Here is a 14603-nt window from a genome sequence, read left to right as displayed (position 1 = left end):
AATGCTCAAATTATGTGAGCAACGATGTGAGTTGCAAAGTGCTCCATCACATCGCGCTCCAATTATGTTGTCGTTATGTTGTTCGCATGCATCGCAATCTGTCAGGCAATGCCGCGAACGACCTCCACTTTCATGCCGACATCATTGGCATGCTTCGCACGTCGGATCGTCGACGCCGCAGAACGCGATGTCGGTTGCAGGCATCGCATTCAACTGTGCCTGCGCTGCGAGTGCCGCGGCTTCGAGTGCGCTCATGCCTTGCGATGCATCGCCGCTGCCCGACGACACGGCGTTGAGCCGACCCGATTGAACAGTGGACTTCTCTGCATGCGTCGCGCTCTGCGTGCGCAGGTAGTACGTGGTCTTCAGGCCGCGCAGCCATGCGAGCTTGTACGTGTCGTCGAGCTTCTTGCCTGATGCGCCGGCCATGTAGATGTTGAGCGACTGCGCCTGGTCGATCCACTTCTGGCGACGCGCGGCGGCCTCGACGAGCCACGTCGTCTCGACCTCGAACGCGGTGGCGTAGAGCGCCTTGACGTCCTGCGGCACGCGGTCGATGGGGCGCAGCGAACCGTCGAAGTGCTTCAGGTCCATCACCATCACGTCGTCCCACAGCCCCAGGCGCTTGAGGTCGCGCACCAGGTAGTGGTTGATCACGGTGAACTCGCCGGAGAGGTTCGACTTGACCGAGAGGTTGCCGAAGCAGGGCTCGATCGAGGCATCCACGCCGATGATGTTCGAGATGGTCGCGGTCGGTGCGATGGCGACGCAGTTCGAATTGCGCATGCCGTCGGCCTTGATCTTCTGGCGCAGCGCGTCCCAGTCGAGGGTCGACGAGCGGTCCACTTCGACGTAGCCGCCGCGTGCCTTCTCCAGCAGGTCGAGCGTGTCGGACGGCAGCACGCCCTTGTCCCACAGCGAGCCCTTGTAGCTGGAGTACTTGCCGCGTTCGCGTGCCAGGTCGGTCGAGGCCCAGTAGGCGTGGTAGCAGATCGCTTCCATCGATTCGTCGGCGAACTGCACGGCTTCCTGCGAGGCGTAGGGAATGCGCAGTTCGTACAGCGCATCCTGGAAGCCCATCAGGCCGAGGCCGACCGGGCGGTGACGCAGGTTCGAATCGCGCGCCTTCTTGACCGCGTAGTAGTTGATGTCGATCACGTTGTCGAGCATGCGCATCGCGGTCGAGATGGTGCGCTTGAGCTTTTCCTGGTCGACCTTGCCGTCCTTCAGATGCTGCAGCAGGTTGACCGAGCCGAGATTGCAGACGGCGGTCTCGGTGTCGCTGGTGTTGAGCGTGATCTCGGTGCAGAGGTTCGACGAGTGAACCACGCCGGCGTGCTGCTGCGGCGAGCGCACGTTGCAGGCGTCCTTGAAGGTGATCCACGGATGCCCGGTCTCGAACAGCATCGTGAGCATCTTGCGCCAGAGGTCGGTGGCCTGGACCGTGCGGCTCGGCTTGATGTCGCCGCGCGCGGCCTTCTCTTCGTAGGCGACGTAGGCGGTTTCGAAATCGGCGCCGAACTTGTCGTGCAGATCGGGCACGTTCGAAGGCGAGAACAGCGTCCAGGTGCCCTTTTCCATCACGCGACGCATGAACAGGTCGGGAATCCAGTTCGCCGTGTTCATGTCGTGCGTGCGGCGGCGATCGTCGCCGGTGTTCTTGCGCAGCTCGAGGAATTCCTCGATGTCGAGGTGCCAGCTTTCCAGGTAGGTGCAGACGGCGCCCTTGCGCTTGCCGCCCTGGTTGACCGCGACGGCGGTGTCGTTCACCACCTTGAGGAAGGGCACGACGCCTTGCGATTCGCCGTTGGTGCCCTTGATGTGGCTGCCGAGGGCGCGTACGCGCGTCCAGTCGTTGCCCAGGCCGCCCGCGAACTTGGAGAGCAGCGCGTTTTCCTTGATCGATTCGTAGATGCCGTCCAGGTCGTCGGGCACGGTCGTCAGGTAGCAGCTCGACAGCTGCGAGCGCAGCGTACCGCTGTTGAACAGCGTCGGCGTGCTCGACATGAAGTCGAAGGAGGACAGCACTTCGTAGAACTCGATCGCCCGGGCTTCGCGGTCGATCTCGTTCAGCGCGAGGCCCATCGAGACGCGCATGAAGAAGGCTTGCGGCAGCTCGATGCGCGTCTTGCGCACGTGCAGGAAGTAGCGGTCGTACAGCGTCTGCAGGCCGAGGTAGTCGAACTGCATGTCGCGTTCGGGCTTGAGCGCGGCGCCAAGGCGGGGCAGGTCGAACTGCAGCAGCTTCTCATCGAGGAGCTCGTTGTCGACGCCCTTCTTGATGAACTGCGGGAAGTAGTCGGCATAGGCCTGGGCGCGGTCGGCCGGGGGGACCTCGCGGCCGATGACTTCCTTGAAGATCGTGTGCAGCAGCAGGCGGGCAGTGGCGAAGGTGTAGTCGGGGTCCTTCTCGATCAGCGTGCGCGCGGCGAGGATGGAGGCCTTGTAGACCTCGTCGAGCGGAACGCCGTCGTACAGGTTGCGCATCGTCTCGGCCACGATCGGGGCGGAGGTGATGCTGTCGCCGAGGTCGGTGCAGGCGGATTCGATCAGGTCCTTGAGTTCGTTCAGGTCGAGCGCCACGCGCTCGCCGCGGTCCAGCACGTGCAGCGTGGAGACGGCGACCTGCGACTCGGTGTCACCCTGCTTCGTGCGCTCTTGCGAACGGCGCTCGCGGTACAGCACGTAGGCGCGGGCGATCTCGTGGTGGCCGCCGCGCATCAGGCCGAGCTCGACCTGGTCCTGCACATCCTCGATGTGGAAGGTGCCGCCGCCCGGACGCGAGCGGACCATGGCGCGCACCACGGCCTGGGTCAGGGTGTCGACCGTCTCGCGCACGCTGGCGGAAGCCGCGCCCTGGGTGCCGTGCACCGCGAGGAAGGCCTTCATCAGCGCGATCGCGATCTTGTTCGGCTCGAAGGGAACGACGGCGCCGTTGCGGCGAATGATCTGGTAGTGGGCGAGCGCGTTGCCGGCGGGCGAGCCGGCGACGTCGCGGTTTTGCGGCGTCGAGGGTACGGCGCGAGGGGTGGAAGGGGTGTTCAGGGCTGTTTGCATTCGATCCTCGTTTGGCGATTCTTGTTGGGGCGGCAGTGCCGTGTTGGCATTTGTTACTGACGGTAAATGCCGGGCCAGGGCACACTATATCTAGGGTCTGGAGGGTCCACAACCCACTAGATATAGTGTTTTCGACAATCTACAACAACTGCCAAAGTGCTTCTTGAATGGCCAGGGCGCGTTCGTGCCGCACCATCAGTGGCCTACCTTAGTCCAGCCCGCGATCCATGGGCGTTTCCGCAGGATTTGGGCTTGAAAAGCGCATGGTTGCTGCCCTTCCGGCGTGGCGGGCCACGTCGGCACCGATGTGTCGGCGGCGCATCGCCGGACGCTTCGCGATTGAAAAATTTCAGCGCGTTACGACAGTGGAGGGAAACATCGCACGGTCCCAGCCCAGTTCTTCCTGCAGCAGGCCCCAGTCGAAGCCCGCGCCCGGGTCTTCCTTGCGGCCCGGCGCGATGTGTTCGTGGCCGGCGATGAACGCGATGGCGTACTCCTGCGCGATGGCGGGGCACAGGCTCGCCAGCGCTTCGTACTGGGCGCTTTCGAAGGACTCGCCTTCGAGCCCTTCGAGCTCGATGCCGATCGAGTCGTCGTTGCAGTTCGCGCGACCGCGCCACGACGATGCGCCGGCGTGCCAGGCACGGTCGTCGCAACTGACGAACTGCCAGAGCTCGCCGTTGCGCCTTATATAGAAGTGGGCCGAGACTTCCAGCCCGCGGATGGTGCCGAAATAGGGATGCGCGTCCCAGTCGAGGCCGTTGGTGAAGAGCTGCTGCACCTCGTCGCCGCCGTAGCGTCCGGGCGGCAGGCTGATCGAATGCAGCACGATGAGATCGATCTGCGCGCCGGTCGGGCGGGCTCCGAAATTGGGAGAGTGCAGGTGTCGGGCGAAGCGGTACCAGCCGGACTGCCAGAGGCCCGTAGCGGCCTCACTCATCGGCGCCGAATCCATTGCCGTCGTCGCCGTTCGGCGTGGCGATGCCGAGGCGGGCGATCCGGTAGCGGATCTGCCGCAGGCTCAGGCCGAGTCGCGCTGCGGCCGCCGTTCGGTTGAAGCCGCTCTCCTGAAGGGCGCGCACCAGGATCTGTCGTTCCTGCTGATCGAGATAGCCTTGCAGGTCGTTCGGCATGGCCGCTGTCTGGCGCGGGGCGAATGCGGGCACGGATTCGGGCTCGGGCTCGCGCGCAAGAACGGGTTCCGGCGCGGATGCTTCCGTGGCCATGACGGCGCTGTCGACGAAGTCGAGATGCAGCATGTCGCCGTCGCTCAAGGCCACGGCGCGATGCAGGAGGTTTTCCAGTTCGCGGACGTTGCCGCGCAGGGGATGCTCGGACAGCAACTGCAGCACATCGGCCGACAGCTTGGGCACCGGCATGCCCGCGTCGCGTGCGATGCGGGCGAGCAGTGCGTTGCACAGGGCAGGCAGGTCGCCGCGACGCTCGCGCAATGCCGGCACGGCGATCTCGATCACGTTGAGGCGGTAGAAGAGATCCTGCCGGAATCGGCTGGCCTGCACTTCGGCTTGCAGGTCCTTGTGCGTGGCGCTCACGATGCGGACATCGACCGCGTCCTCCTGCGTCGAGCCGATGGGACGCACGCTGCGCTCCTGGATCGCGCGCAGCAGCTTTGACTGCATCGCCAGCGGGAGGTCGCCGATCTCGTCGAGGAACAAGGTGCCGCCGCGCGCCGCCTGGAAGTAGCCGTCGCGATCCTGCGACGAGCCGGTGTAGGAGCCCTTGCGCGCGCCGAAGAATTCGGCTTCGAGGAGGTTCTCGGGAATGGCGCCGCAGTTGACCGCGACGAAGGGGCCGTCGCTGCGCTGACTGCACGCATGCACGGCTCGCGCGACCAGTTCCTTGCCGGTACCGGACTCGCCCCGGACCAGCACCGGCGCCATGCCGCGCGCCACCTTGGCGATGCGCGCCTTCACGAGGCGCATCGGTTCGGATTCGCCCACGAGCCGCTCGAGCGCGGCGACGCCGGTGACTCCGATCACGGGCGCGGCCTTGCCGGCATCGTCCGTCGCGCGGACCGCCTTGGCCATGGTCGTCTGGACCGTCGCCTGGACGGCCGACGCCACGACCGCGCGAAACTGCTTCAGGTCGACCGGCTTCGTCAGGTAATCGAAGGCGCCGGCCTTGAGTGCCTCGACCGCGTTCTCCGCGGAGCCGTAGGCCGTCATCACGACGCAGCGCTCGCTGCGCTGGTCCTGCTGGATGCGCTGGAGGATCTCCATGCCGAGCCCGTCGGGCAGGCGCATGTCGGTGATCACGGCATCGAAGCGTCCGGCCTCCAGGTGCTGCCAGGCCTCGGACACACTGCCCGCGGCCTCGACGCGATAGCCCTCGCGGAGCAGCGTGAGTTCATAGAGCGTGCGCAGATCGGGCTCGTCGTCGACGACCAGGATCTGGGCGGGGCGCGCCGTTGGCGGGTTGAGGGTGCTCACGGCGCTATTGTGTCAGCCGGCTTTCGGCCGCGGCAAATGCCACGAAAAACTCGTTGCCCTCCGGCCCCGATGGCGACAGCGCGCGGCGCTCGTAGCCGATCGTGGCGCCATGGCGCTCGCACAGTTCGCGGCACAGGAAAAGGCCCAGGCCGCTCGAGCGGCTTTCGGACGAGAAGAAGGGCTCGAACAGATGACGTTGCACCGCAGGCTCCAGCGGCGCGCCGTCGCTCCAGATCTGGAGGCAGGGTCGGCCGGCCGCGTTCAGGCGCGTGCTTACCTGGATGGAACCGTCGCGGTCACCGGCATAGCGGGCTGCGTTGTCGAGCAGGTTCACGAGGATGCGGCGCAGGTGCTCGACGTCGAAGCGCACGTCGCGGCCCGTCGCGTCGAGCGCGAGCAGCACCCCCTGGCGTTGCGCATGCTGGACCCATTCCTCCGCGAGCGATCGCACCGTGGGATCGAGCGCCACCTGTTCGCCCAGCGGCAGCACGCGCTGTTGCCGGGCGCGCGCAACGTCGAGCACGTCGTCGACGATGCGCGAGAGGCGCAGCGCGTTCTGCTGGACCATGGTCGTCAACTGCCGGTGCGCGGGGTCGACGAGGTCTTCGCTGAGCAGCGCGCTGGCCTGCGTGATGGCGGCGAGCGGGTTGCGGATCTCGTGCGCGACGGCCGCCGACATGCGCCCCATGGCGGCCAGCTTCTCGGTGCGGATGCGGGCTTCGAGTTCGCGAAGGTCCTGCAGGAACATCACGCAGAGGCTCTCGGTATGGCGGTCCCTCGATTGCGTGAGGCGCGTGCGCACGCGGACTTCGCGCGGCGCACCCTGGGCCTGCGCGACGGGAATTTCCCTGGACTGCGGCGTGCGTCTGGAAAAGGTCTGCCGGGCGAGCGCCGCCAGCGGAATCCACGCCGGATACGCGCTCAGCGCGAATGGCAGCGAGAGCCCTCCAAGGCCTTGGCCAAGGATCGCATCGGCGGCCGGGTTGGCGGCGTGCACCTGGCCTTCGGCGTCGATCACCAGCACGCCTTCGCTCAGCGTCTCGATCACGAGGTCGTTGACCAGCTGGTGCATCTGCGCGGCGCTGCGGCTGCGTTGCGCCATCGCTTCCTCGCGCGTCAGCCGGCGTGCCAGCTCGTGGGCCAGCAGCGCCACCACGAAGAGGCCCGTGCCGGTCAGCGCCGCCTGGACGAAACGGGGCGACGTGTCCGTCGGCTGCTCCATCCAGTACCAGGCTGCATGCCCCAGCAGCAACAGGGTGGCCGCCGCCGTCGTGCCGAGGCCCACGGCACTCGTGCCGAGCACCGCGCCCATCAGCGCAGGCAGCGCGTACAGAGGCGTGTAGTTGATGCTGCCGACCTGCAACACCTGCAGCGCCGTGAAGGTGACGAGGTCGACCCCGATGGTCGCCATCCATGCGGCGCCGATGCCGCGGATCGGCTGGAACGGCGCAAAGCGCGCTGCGAGCAAGGTCGCGACCACGTAGCCCCCGGACAGCGCGATCGCCGCCGGCTGCATCGGCTGCCCCAGCGCCATGGTGACGGCCTGCAGAAGCAGCAGCACCGCCGCGACGAAGCACCGCGCCGCCATGAAGCCGCGCCACAGCCGGAGCAAGGCCGTGCTGTCGCCGCTGAAATGCTCCAGCGAACTCCAGTCCGTGGCGGGATCGCCCCGCGACCAGAGTGAAGCCGTCATGGTCGTTTCATCTCAGTCTCCCACCAGTCGATCTCGCGACGAATGCGAGAAACCCCGCGGAACCGGCTCCGCCGGTCCGCCGGGGTTGCCCCCGGCGAGGGGGGAGGCGGCCACACGAAGTGGGCAAGCCTGGGGGTGGTTCATTGATCTTTCTGCCGGTGCGCGGTGCTGCAGTACACCCCTGACGGGCCGGTGATGGCGTCGGCCGCGGGAAGGTGAAGGCCGCAGTAGGCGCAGCGGACCATGGCTTGCGGCGCACCGACGACCGGCGGCTTGGCGGCGGGCGGTGGACGCGACTGCATTTCCTCGCGCCGGTTCTTGCGCCAGATCCAGATCGCCACGAAGACCACGGCAAAGACGAGAAGGTATTTCATGCGGGTGTTCGCGAGAGGACGACTTCCAGCACGAAGCGCGATCCGACATAGGCCAGCAGCAGCAGCGCCGAACCCGCGTAGAGCACGCGCCGCGCCGTACGTCCGCGCCATCCGAAGCGAGCGCGGCCGGTGAGAAGCACGGCGAAGGTGAGCCAGGCCAGCACCGAGAACACGGTCTTGTGATCCCACTTCCATCCGCGCACGGCCGCGCCGTAGAGGGTCTCGCTGAACAGGAGCCCCGCGAGCAGCGTGGCCGACAGCAGCACGAAGCCGGCGGCCACGAAGCGGAAGGTCAGCCGTTCCATCGTGAGCAGCGGCACGCCACCCTGCGGCTCGGCCGCGAGGCGGATCTGCTTCTCGGCACGCGTCATGAGCCAGGCATGGATCACCGCCGCGCCGAACAGGCCGTAGGACGCGATGCCCAATGCCAGATGCAGCGGGAGCCAGGGTGACGCCGAGACATGCAGCGGCGTGCCGGGGAACACCACCGCGAGCAGCACCGCAGCAGCGCCCAGCACCGCGAGTGCGCGGCGAACCTGCAGTTGGGGGTACATCCGGCTCTCGATGGCATAGACCGTGAGCACCAGCCAGGCGGTGACCGAAATCGCAGGTGCGAAGCCGAAGCGCGGGGTGCCGCCGACCAGCCCGCAGCCCAGCGCGAACGCGTGCAGCAGCCAGGCCAGCGCCAGCAGCGATTGCGTGGAAGAGCGGCTGAGCCACGAGGATGCTGCCGCTGTGATGCCATAGGCCGCGGCGGTGGCGATGCCCAGTGCCACGCCGAGCGGGGAAGGGATCGCTAAAATCATCGCTGGAGTTTACTGGCTCGCCCCCAGGCTTCGCGCACTTCGTGTCGCTTCGCCTACCCCCTGACCGGGGGCAACGCCAGCGGCCCGGCGGAGCCGGTTCCGCGGCGTTTCGCGAAAGGCGCTTCCGGCGCTGGCTGCGGTTCTTCCGACTTTCTAACGGTCCGCTTCGGCGGGCAACAGGTATCCCCTCATGGCCACCGCCCTCACTGAAAAGTTCTCCCGCCTCGTCAAGACGATGAGCGGCCAGGCCCGCATCACCGAAAGCAATGTGCAGGACATGCTGCGCGAGGTGCGCATGGCGCTGCTCGAAGCGGACGTGGCGCTGCCGGTCGTTCGCGATTTCGTCGCGCGGGTCAAGGAGAAGGCGCTCGGCCAGGAAGTGCTGGGCTCGCTGAAACCCGGCCAGGCGCTGGTCGGTATCGTGAACCGCGAACTCGCTGCGACCATGGGCGAGGGCGTGTCCGACATCAATCTTGCGGCCCAGCCGCCGGCCGTGATCCTGATGGCCGGCCTGCAAGGCGCCGGCAAGACGACAACGACGGCCAAGCTGGCCAAGCACCTCATCGAGAAGCGCAAGAAGAAGGTGCTGACCGTGTCGGGCGACGTCTACCGGCCCGCCGCGATCGAGCAGCTCAAGACGGTCACGAAGCAGGCGGGTGCCGAATGGTTTCCGAGCACGCCGGACCAGAAGCCGCTCGACATCGCGCGGGCTGCGCTCGACCATGCCAAGCGCCACTTCTTCGACGTGCTGCTGGTCGACACGGCCGGCCGGCTCGCCATCGACGAAGTGCTCATGACCGAGATCCAGCAACTGCATGCCGCGCTCGATCCGGTCGAGACGCTCTTCGTGGTCGATGCGATGCAGGGGCAGGACGCGATCAACACCGCCAAGGCCTTCAAGGAGGCCTTGCCGCTGACCGGCATCATCCTGACCAAGACCGACGGCGACTCCCGTGGCGGCGCGGCCTTGTCGGTGCGGCAGGTCACGGGCGTGCCGATCAAGTTTGCCGGCGTCAGCGAGAAGATCGACGGCCTGGAAGTGTTCAACGCCGAACGGCATGCCGGTCGCATCCTGGGCATGGGCGATATCGTCGCGCTGGTCGAGCAGGTCACCGCCGGCGTCGACGTCGCGGCGGCGCAGAAGCTCGCAGCCAAGGTCAAGAGCGGCGCGGGCTTCGACCTCAACGACTTCCTCGTCCAGTTGCAGCAGATGAAGCAGATGGGCGGCCTCTCCAGCATCATGGACAAGCTGCCCGCCCAGATGGCCGCCAAGGCCACCGAAGCGGACATGACCCGTGCCGAGCGCGACATCCGTCGCAAGGAAGGGATCATCAACAGCATGACGCCGCTGGAGCGCCGCAAGCCCGAGCTGCTCAAGGCAACGCGCAAGCGGCGCATTGCGGCGGGGGCCGGCGTTCAGGTTCAGGAAGTGAACCGCCTGCTTAACGAGTTCGAGCAGATGCAGGGCATGATGAAGAAGATGAAGGGCGGCGGCCTCATGAAGATGATGAAGCGCATGGGGGGCATGAAGGGCATGCCACCCATGGGCGGTGGCGGCATGCCACGGTTTTAGCGCGCCCCCAGGCTCGCGCACTTCGTGTCGCTCTCCACCCCCTGCCGGGGGCAATACCGGCGGACCGGCGGAGCCGGGTCCGCGGTATTTCTGGAAATGAAAAAGCCCGCCGAAGCGGGCTTTTCTTATTGCATCGAGGCTCAGGCTGCTACGGGGCGGGCCAGGCGCACTGCGTGCATCCAGGCGCGGCGCAGCACGGCTGGTGAGCGCGATTCTTCGGGGATCAGCAGGAAGCCCTTGTCGCGCAGGGAGTTGCCTAGTGCGATCTGGCTGGTCAGCACCGTCAGCGGGATGGCCAGCAGCAGCGGCAGGCCGACAGGCATCAGCCAGGCCAGTGCGCTCGCGTCGATCAGCGCAATGCCGACCGCGAGGGCGGCAACCACCAGCGACATAGGCGCCAGTTGCGAGGCGGCGATGCGCCACGGCACGGCGGCGGCTTCACGCGGGGGCGACTTCCAGTCGAGCTTGATGCCGGTCAGGGCCACGACCACGAAGAGCGAGTGCGCGAGCATGCGGACCGGCGCCTGCACGATGGCAAGGGCGCTTTCGAGCGCGGCGCTCTTGAGCAGGCCGCCCAGGCCGCCGAACTGGCGCTGTTCGCCGCGAATCACCACGGCCACGATGCCCAGCACGCGCGGCAGGAACAGCAGGCAGAGGGTCCACAGCCACAGGCCGGCCAGTTCCATCGGCATGGCGAGCCAGTGCTCGACCACGCTCGAACCCGTCAGCCACAGGGCAGTGCCCAGCGTGAGGAACGCGAGCCACAGCGGCGCGGAGACATAGGCCATCGTGCCGGTGACGAACATCGCGCGGTGCACAGGGTGCAGGCCCGGTTCAGCCATCAGGCGGGCGTTCTGCAGGTTGCCCTGGCACCAGCGGCGATCACGCTGCAGCTCGGCCAGCAGATCCGGCGGTTGCTGTTCGTAGCTGCCGACCAGATCGGCCACCAGCCACACGTGGTAGCCGGCGCGGCGCATCAGCGCGGCCTCGACGAAGTCGTGCGACATGATGCCGCCGGACATGCCGCCCGTGCCCTTGATCGGGGCCAGCGCGCAATGGTCCATGAAAGGCTGCACGCGGATGATTGCGTTGTGGCCCCAGTAGTGCGATTCGCCGAGTTGCCAGAACTGCATGCCGAGCGTGAACAGGCGGCCCGTCATGCGCGAGGCGAACTGTTGTGCGCGGGCGTGCAGCGTGACGTGGCCGATGGCCTGCGTCGCGGTCTGGATGATGCCGGCGGTGGGGTTGGCTTCCATCAGCTTGACCATCGAGGTCAGGCAGTCGCCGCTCATGACGCTGTCGGCGTCGAGCACGACCATGTAGCGGTAGTCCTTGCCCCAGCGGCGGCAGAAGTCGGCGACGTTGCCGGCCTTGCGATGCGTGCGGCGGGTGCGCAGGCGGTAGTACACCTCGACTTGCGGCTGGTTCGGGCTGCTGGCCAGTGCGGCGCGCAGGTCTTCCCAGGCGGCGCGTTCGGCGGCGGCGGTCTCGGGGGTGTAGCTGTCGGACAGCACGAACACGTCGAACTGCCGCGCATGCCCGGTGGCGGCAACCGATTCGCAGGTGGCACGCAGGCCGGCGAACACGGTGGCCACGTCCTCGTTGCAGATCGGCATGATGATCGCCGTGCGCGCCTCGGGGTTCATCGGGTGGTTGGCCACCTGCCTGGCGGACAGCGCATGCTTGTCACCGCGAACCGAGACATAAAAGCCCATCAGCGCGGTCACGAAGCCGGTCACGACCCAGCCCGACAGCAAGCCGTAGAGCGCGATCTGGCTGTATTCGAGCCAGAGGTTGTCGTAGTCGGGCTGCACGCGTGCAAACAGCGTGGAAGCGATCACGGTGCTGAACACCGCGAGTGCCATGAACGCCAGGCGACGCTGCGATGCCGCGCGCTGCCACGGTTGTTGTGCTGGCGCTGCTGCGGAACCAGCACGCGAGGCCTTCGCCGCGCGGCCGGCGCCCAGCTTGACCAGGAGCGCGGTACCGATGCTGTTCCAGAAACCGCGCCAGGGGCGGGGCGCCATCGAACCGCGGTTGATGGGGGGCGCGGTCACCGAATTCGGGTGGCGCTCCTCGCGAAGGTAGCTGCGGCGCGAGAAATCGCTGTCCGACAGGACCTTCAATTGGGAGAATTCATTGGGCTTCATGGGGCGGCTTACCTGTGCTTCTGGACGGAAGGCGTGTCGCCGATTGCCGGAAAGCGCTTGAACACGCAATCCGGCGCGATGCCGCTGGAGGCTTCGAGTGCTGCCAGCGACTGACCCGCGGCACGGGGCCGCGAGAGGGAAAACTGCTTTTGACGCAGGCCGTCGCGCTGCGGACGCATCGCGAAAGAGGGGCTGGTAAGTGCTGTCATGCCTCTACTAGGGCAAGCCCTGTGCCAGCGCCGGAAAACCCTTTCAAATCAACCGCTTGGGATGATTTTTCCGGTCTCGATCGGGGCGCGGAGGCCAGAATGGCCCCAAAACCCCCGAATCTGTCGCCGAATCCCGACAACTCGCCGTGCCTGACCAGCAAAAGCCAATCAAATCAACGACTTAGGGGTGTCGCTGGTCAGCGACCGCCTTCGGGTCCCGGCGACGGCACGTCGGCCTTGAAATGGCCGGGCGTCAGTTCGTGCTTCTGCAGCAGGCGGTAGAACTCCGTCCGATTGCGGTCGGCGAGGCGTGCGGCATCGGCCACGTTGCCGTCGGTCAGCTTGAGGAGGCCGACCAGGTAATCGCGCTCGAAACGCTGCTTCGCCTCCGCATAGGTCTGCACTTCGACGCTCGGCACGCGCAGCGCGCGCTGCACCAGCACCAGCGGGATCAGGGGCGAGCTGGAGAGGGCGCACACCTGTTCGACCACGTTGAAGAGTTGGCGCACATTTCCCGGCCAGGAGGCGGTCGTCAGCGCCTTCAGCGCCTCGGGCGCGAAGCCAGACAGCCGCTTGCCGTACTTGGTCGACAGCCGCTGGAGGAAGTGATTCGCCAGCAGCGGAATGTCCTCGCGCCGCGCCGAAAGGGGCGGGAGGCTCAATGTCACGACGTTGAGACGGTAATACAGGTCTTCGCGGAACTGGCCGGCTTCCATGGCGGCGTCCAGGTCCCGATGGGTGGCGGAGATGATCCGCACATCGACCGCGATCGACTGGCTGGCGCCGAGCGGACGCACCGCGCGTTCCTGCAACACGCGCAGCAGCTTGACCTGCAGCGCCGGCGGCATGTCCCCGATCTCGTCGAGCAACAGCGTGCCGCCGTCCGCCTGCTGAAACAGGCCCTTGTGATTGGCCACAGCGTCGGTGAAGGCGCCCTTCATGTGGCCGAACAGCTCCGATTCCAGCAGCGCTTCCGGGATGGCGCCGCAATTGACCGCCACGAACGGCTTGTCGGCGCGTGCGCTGGCGCGGTGGATCGCGCGGGCGAGCAGTTCCTTGCCGGCACCGCTGTCGCCGCGCAGCAGGACGCTGGCGTCCGACTTGGCGACCATGCGGGCTTCGGCCAGCAACTCCGACATGCGGTTGCTGCGGCTGACGATCTCCGCACGCCAGCTTTCGTCGCCGCCCTTGCCGGGCGCCGCCGCCGGGGCGCCGAGCGCAAGCGCCTGCGCGATCTTGTCGAGCAGCTCGCGACCGTCGTAGGGCTTGGTCAGGTAAGTGAAGACGCCGCGCGCCGTGGCTTCGACCGCGTCGGGGATCGTGCCGTGCGCGGTCAGCAGGATCACCGGCAGGGTCGGGTGCCGCTTGCGGATCTCGTCGAACAGCGCGAGTCCGTCGCGCCCCGGCAGCCTGACGTCGCTCAGCACGAGTTGCGGGTGTTCGATCTCGAGTTGCGTCAGTGCCGATTCCGCCGAGGTCACGGCGGTGACCTGGTAGCCGACCGACGTGAGTCGCATCGACAGGAGCCGGAGCATGTCCGGATCGTCGTCCACGACGAGCAGCCGGGCGCCGCGCGCGTCACCGCCCGGTGCCACGGCGGGATCCTTGGCAGGCGAAGGCGGGACGGGCGTGATCACTGTGGCGGCTTCGTGTTGTTCGCGGGGGTCGGTGCCGCGGCCGGGTTCGGGCGCGCAAAGCTGCGCTCGATGGCGCGCAGGGCCTCGATCCGATCATTGAGCTGGTCGATGCGTCGCTGGCTGTCGCGCACCTGCTGTGCCTGCTTGTCACGGTCGTCCTCGACGCGCCGCTGTTCCGCGTAGCGCGCCGCCAGCACCCGGGCCAGGGGCTGCAGCGGCAGCGCATCGGCCGAGGGATTGGTGATCACCCGCTGGAGCAGCCCCTGCGCCTTTGCGAGGTCAGCCGGTGCGCGCGTCTGGGCAAGCACGATCGCCGTCTGCATCTGCGTGGTGGGCGTCTCGATGAGGTCACCCAGCCGTGCCAATTCGTTCGCGAGTTCGGGCGGGCCGAGTTGTCGCACCTTGTCGGCGTACGCAATCATGGCGCCGACCGGGCCCGGGGCCTGCTGCGTGAAGAGGCCGCCTGGCAGCGTGGCGGGCGCGATCGGCTCGGCCTCGACCGGCGTGATGGGGGGAGGCTGAGGCGTCGGCACGACGGTCACTGCAACGGCTTCGGCCGGCGGCTTGCGCGGCGACGCGCAGCCGGCAAACAGCAGTGCCGAGGCGATCGTCGCGGCGAGGGCGGATCTGCGAAAGATCGAAAAACACATGGGT

11 protein-coding genes are annotated in these 14603 nt (G+C 67.2%); 1 reads left to right on the top strand and 10 read right to left on the bottom strand.

The features are described from left to right. Positions 1 to 141 precede the first annotated feature (141 nt). From ACSFBL_RS24685 to ACSFBL_RS24660, 6 genes are all read right to left on the bottom strand, one after another. A complete protein-coding gene (locus ACSFBL_RS24685; protein WP_435518449.1) occupies positions 142 to 3057 on the bottom strand; it encodes a ribonucleoside-diphosphate reductase subunit alpha in 2916 nt (971 codons plus the stop codon). Between the two features lie 349 nt (positions 3058 to 3406). Beyond that, positions 3407 to 3997 carry a 1,6-anhydro-N-acetylmuramyl-L-alanine amidase AmpD gene (gene ampD, locus ACSFBL_RS24680; RefSeq protein ID WP_435518448.1) on the bottom strand — a complete coding sequence of 197 codons (591 nt, stop codon included), beginning with the start codon at positions 3995 to 3997 and terminating at the stop codon, positions 3407 to 3409. Then, positions 3990 to 5507, bottom strand: a complete 1518-nt coding sequence (locus tag ACSFBL_RS24675) for a sigma-54-dependent transcriptional regulator (protein ID WP_435518447.1) — start codon at positions 5505 to 5507, stop codon at positions 3990 to 3992. The genes ampD and ACSFBL_RS24675 overlap by 8 nt, the downstream gene beginning before the upstream one ends. 4 nt (positions 5508 to 5511) lie before the next feature. Next, entirely contained in the window at positions 5512 to 7200 is a 1689-nt protein-coding gene (locus ACSFBL_RS24670) for a sensor histidine kinase (protein WP_435518446.1), read from the bottom strand. Positions 7201 to 7340: 140 nt separating this feature from the next. Further along, entirely contained in the window at positions 7341 to 7574 is a 234-nt protein-coding gene (locus tag ACSFBL_RS24665) for a PP0621 family protein (protein WP_435518445.1), read from the bottom strand. Next, entirely contained in the window at positions 7571 to 8380 is an 810-nt protein-coding gene (locus ACSFBL_RS24660; protein WP_435518444.1) for a cytochrome C assembly family protein, read from the bottom strand. The genes ACSFBL_RS24665 and ACSFBL_RS24660 overlap by 4 nt, the downstream gene beginning before the upstream one ends. A gap of 190 nt (positions 8381 to 8570) precedes the next feature. On the opposite strand from ACSFBL_RS24660, the gene ffh reads away from it, so the two are divergent. Then, the gene (ffh, locus tag ACSFBL_RS24655) at positions 8571 to 9953 is read left to right on the top strand and encodes a signal recognition particle protein (protein WP_435518443.1); all 1383 of its coding nucleotides are present in this window, start codon (positions 8571 to 8573) and stop codon (positions 9951 to 9953) included. Between the two features lie 140 nt (positions 9954 to 10093). On the opposite strand, the gene mdoH is transcribed toward ffh, so the two are convergent. The 4 genes from mdoH to ACSFBL_RS24635 all read right to left on the bottom strand — a co-directional run bounded on the left by mdoH (position 10094) and on the right by ACSFBL_RS24635 (position 14599). After that, the gene (mdoH, locus tag ACSFBL_RS24650; RefSeq protein WP_435518442.1) at positions 10094 to 12103 is read right to left on the bottom strand and encodes a glucans biosynthesis glucosyltransferase MdoH; all 2010 of its coding nucleotides are present in this window, start codon (positions 12101 to 12103) and stop codon (positions 10094 to 10096) included. Positions 12104 to 12111: 8 nt separating this feature from the next. Next, positions 12112 to 12312 (bottom strand): hypothetical protein, encoded by a 201-nt coding sequence (locus tag ACSFBL_RS24645; protein WP_435518441.1) that lies wholly within the window; start codon positions 12310 to 12312, stop codon positions 12112 to 12114. A gap of 197 nt (positions 12313 to 12509) precedes the next feature. Then, positions 12510 to 13907 carry a sigma 54-interacting transcriptional regulator gene (locus ACSFBL_RS24640; RefSeq protein ID WP_435518515.1) on the bottom strand — a complete coding sequence of 466 codons (1398 nt, stop codon included), beginning with the start codon at positions 13905 to 13907 and terminating at the stop codon, positions 12510 to 12512. A 38-nt stretch (positions 13908 to 13945) separates the two neighbouring features. Further along, positions 13946 to 14599: a hypothetical protein gene (locus ACSFBL_RS24635; protein WP_435518440.1), complete on the bottom strand. Its 654-nt coding sequence runs from the start codon at positions 14597 to 14599 to the stop codon at positions 13946 to 13948. Between the last annotated feature and the right edge of the window lie 4 nt (positions 14600 to 14603).

Origin of the sequence: Variovorax glacialis, assembly GCF_051216375.1 — a bacterium.
Classification (GTDB): domain Bacteria; phylum Pseudomonadota; class Gammaproteobacteria; order Burkholderiales; family Burkholderiaceae_C; genus Variovorax.
The sequence above is the reverse complement of the archived record's forward strand: the minus strand, read 5'-3'. Positions and strand labels throughout refer to the sequence as shown.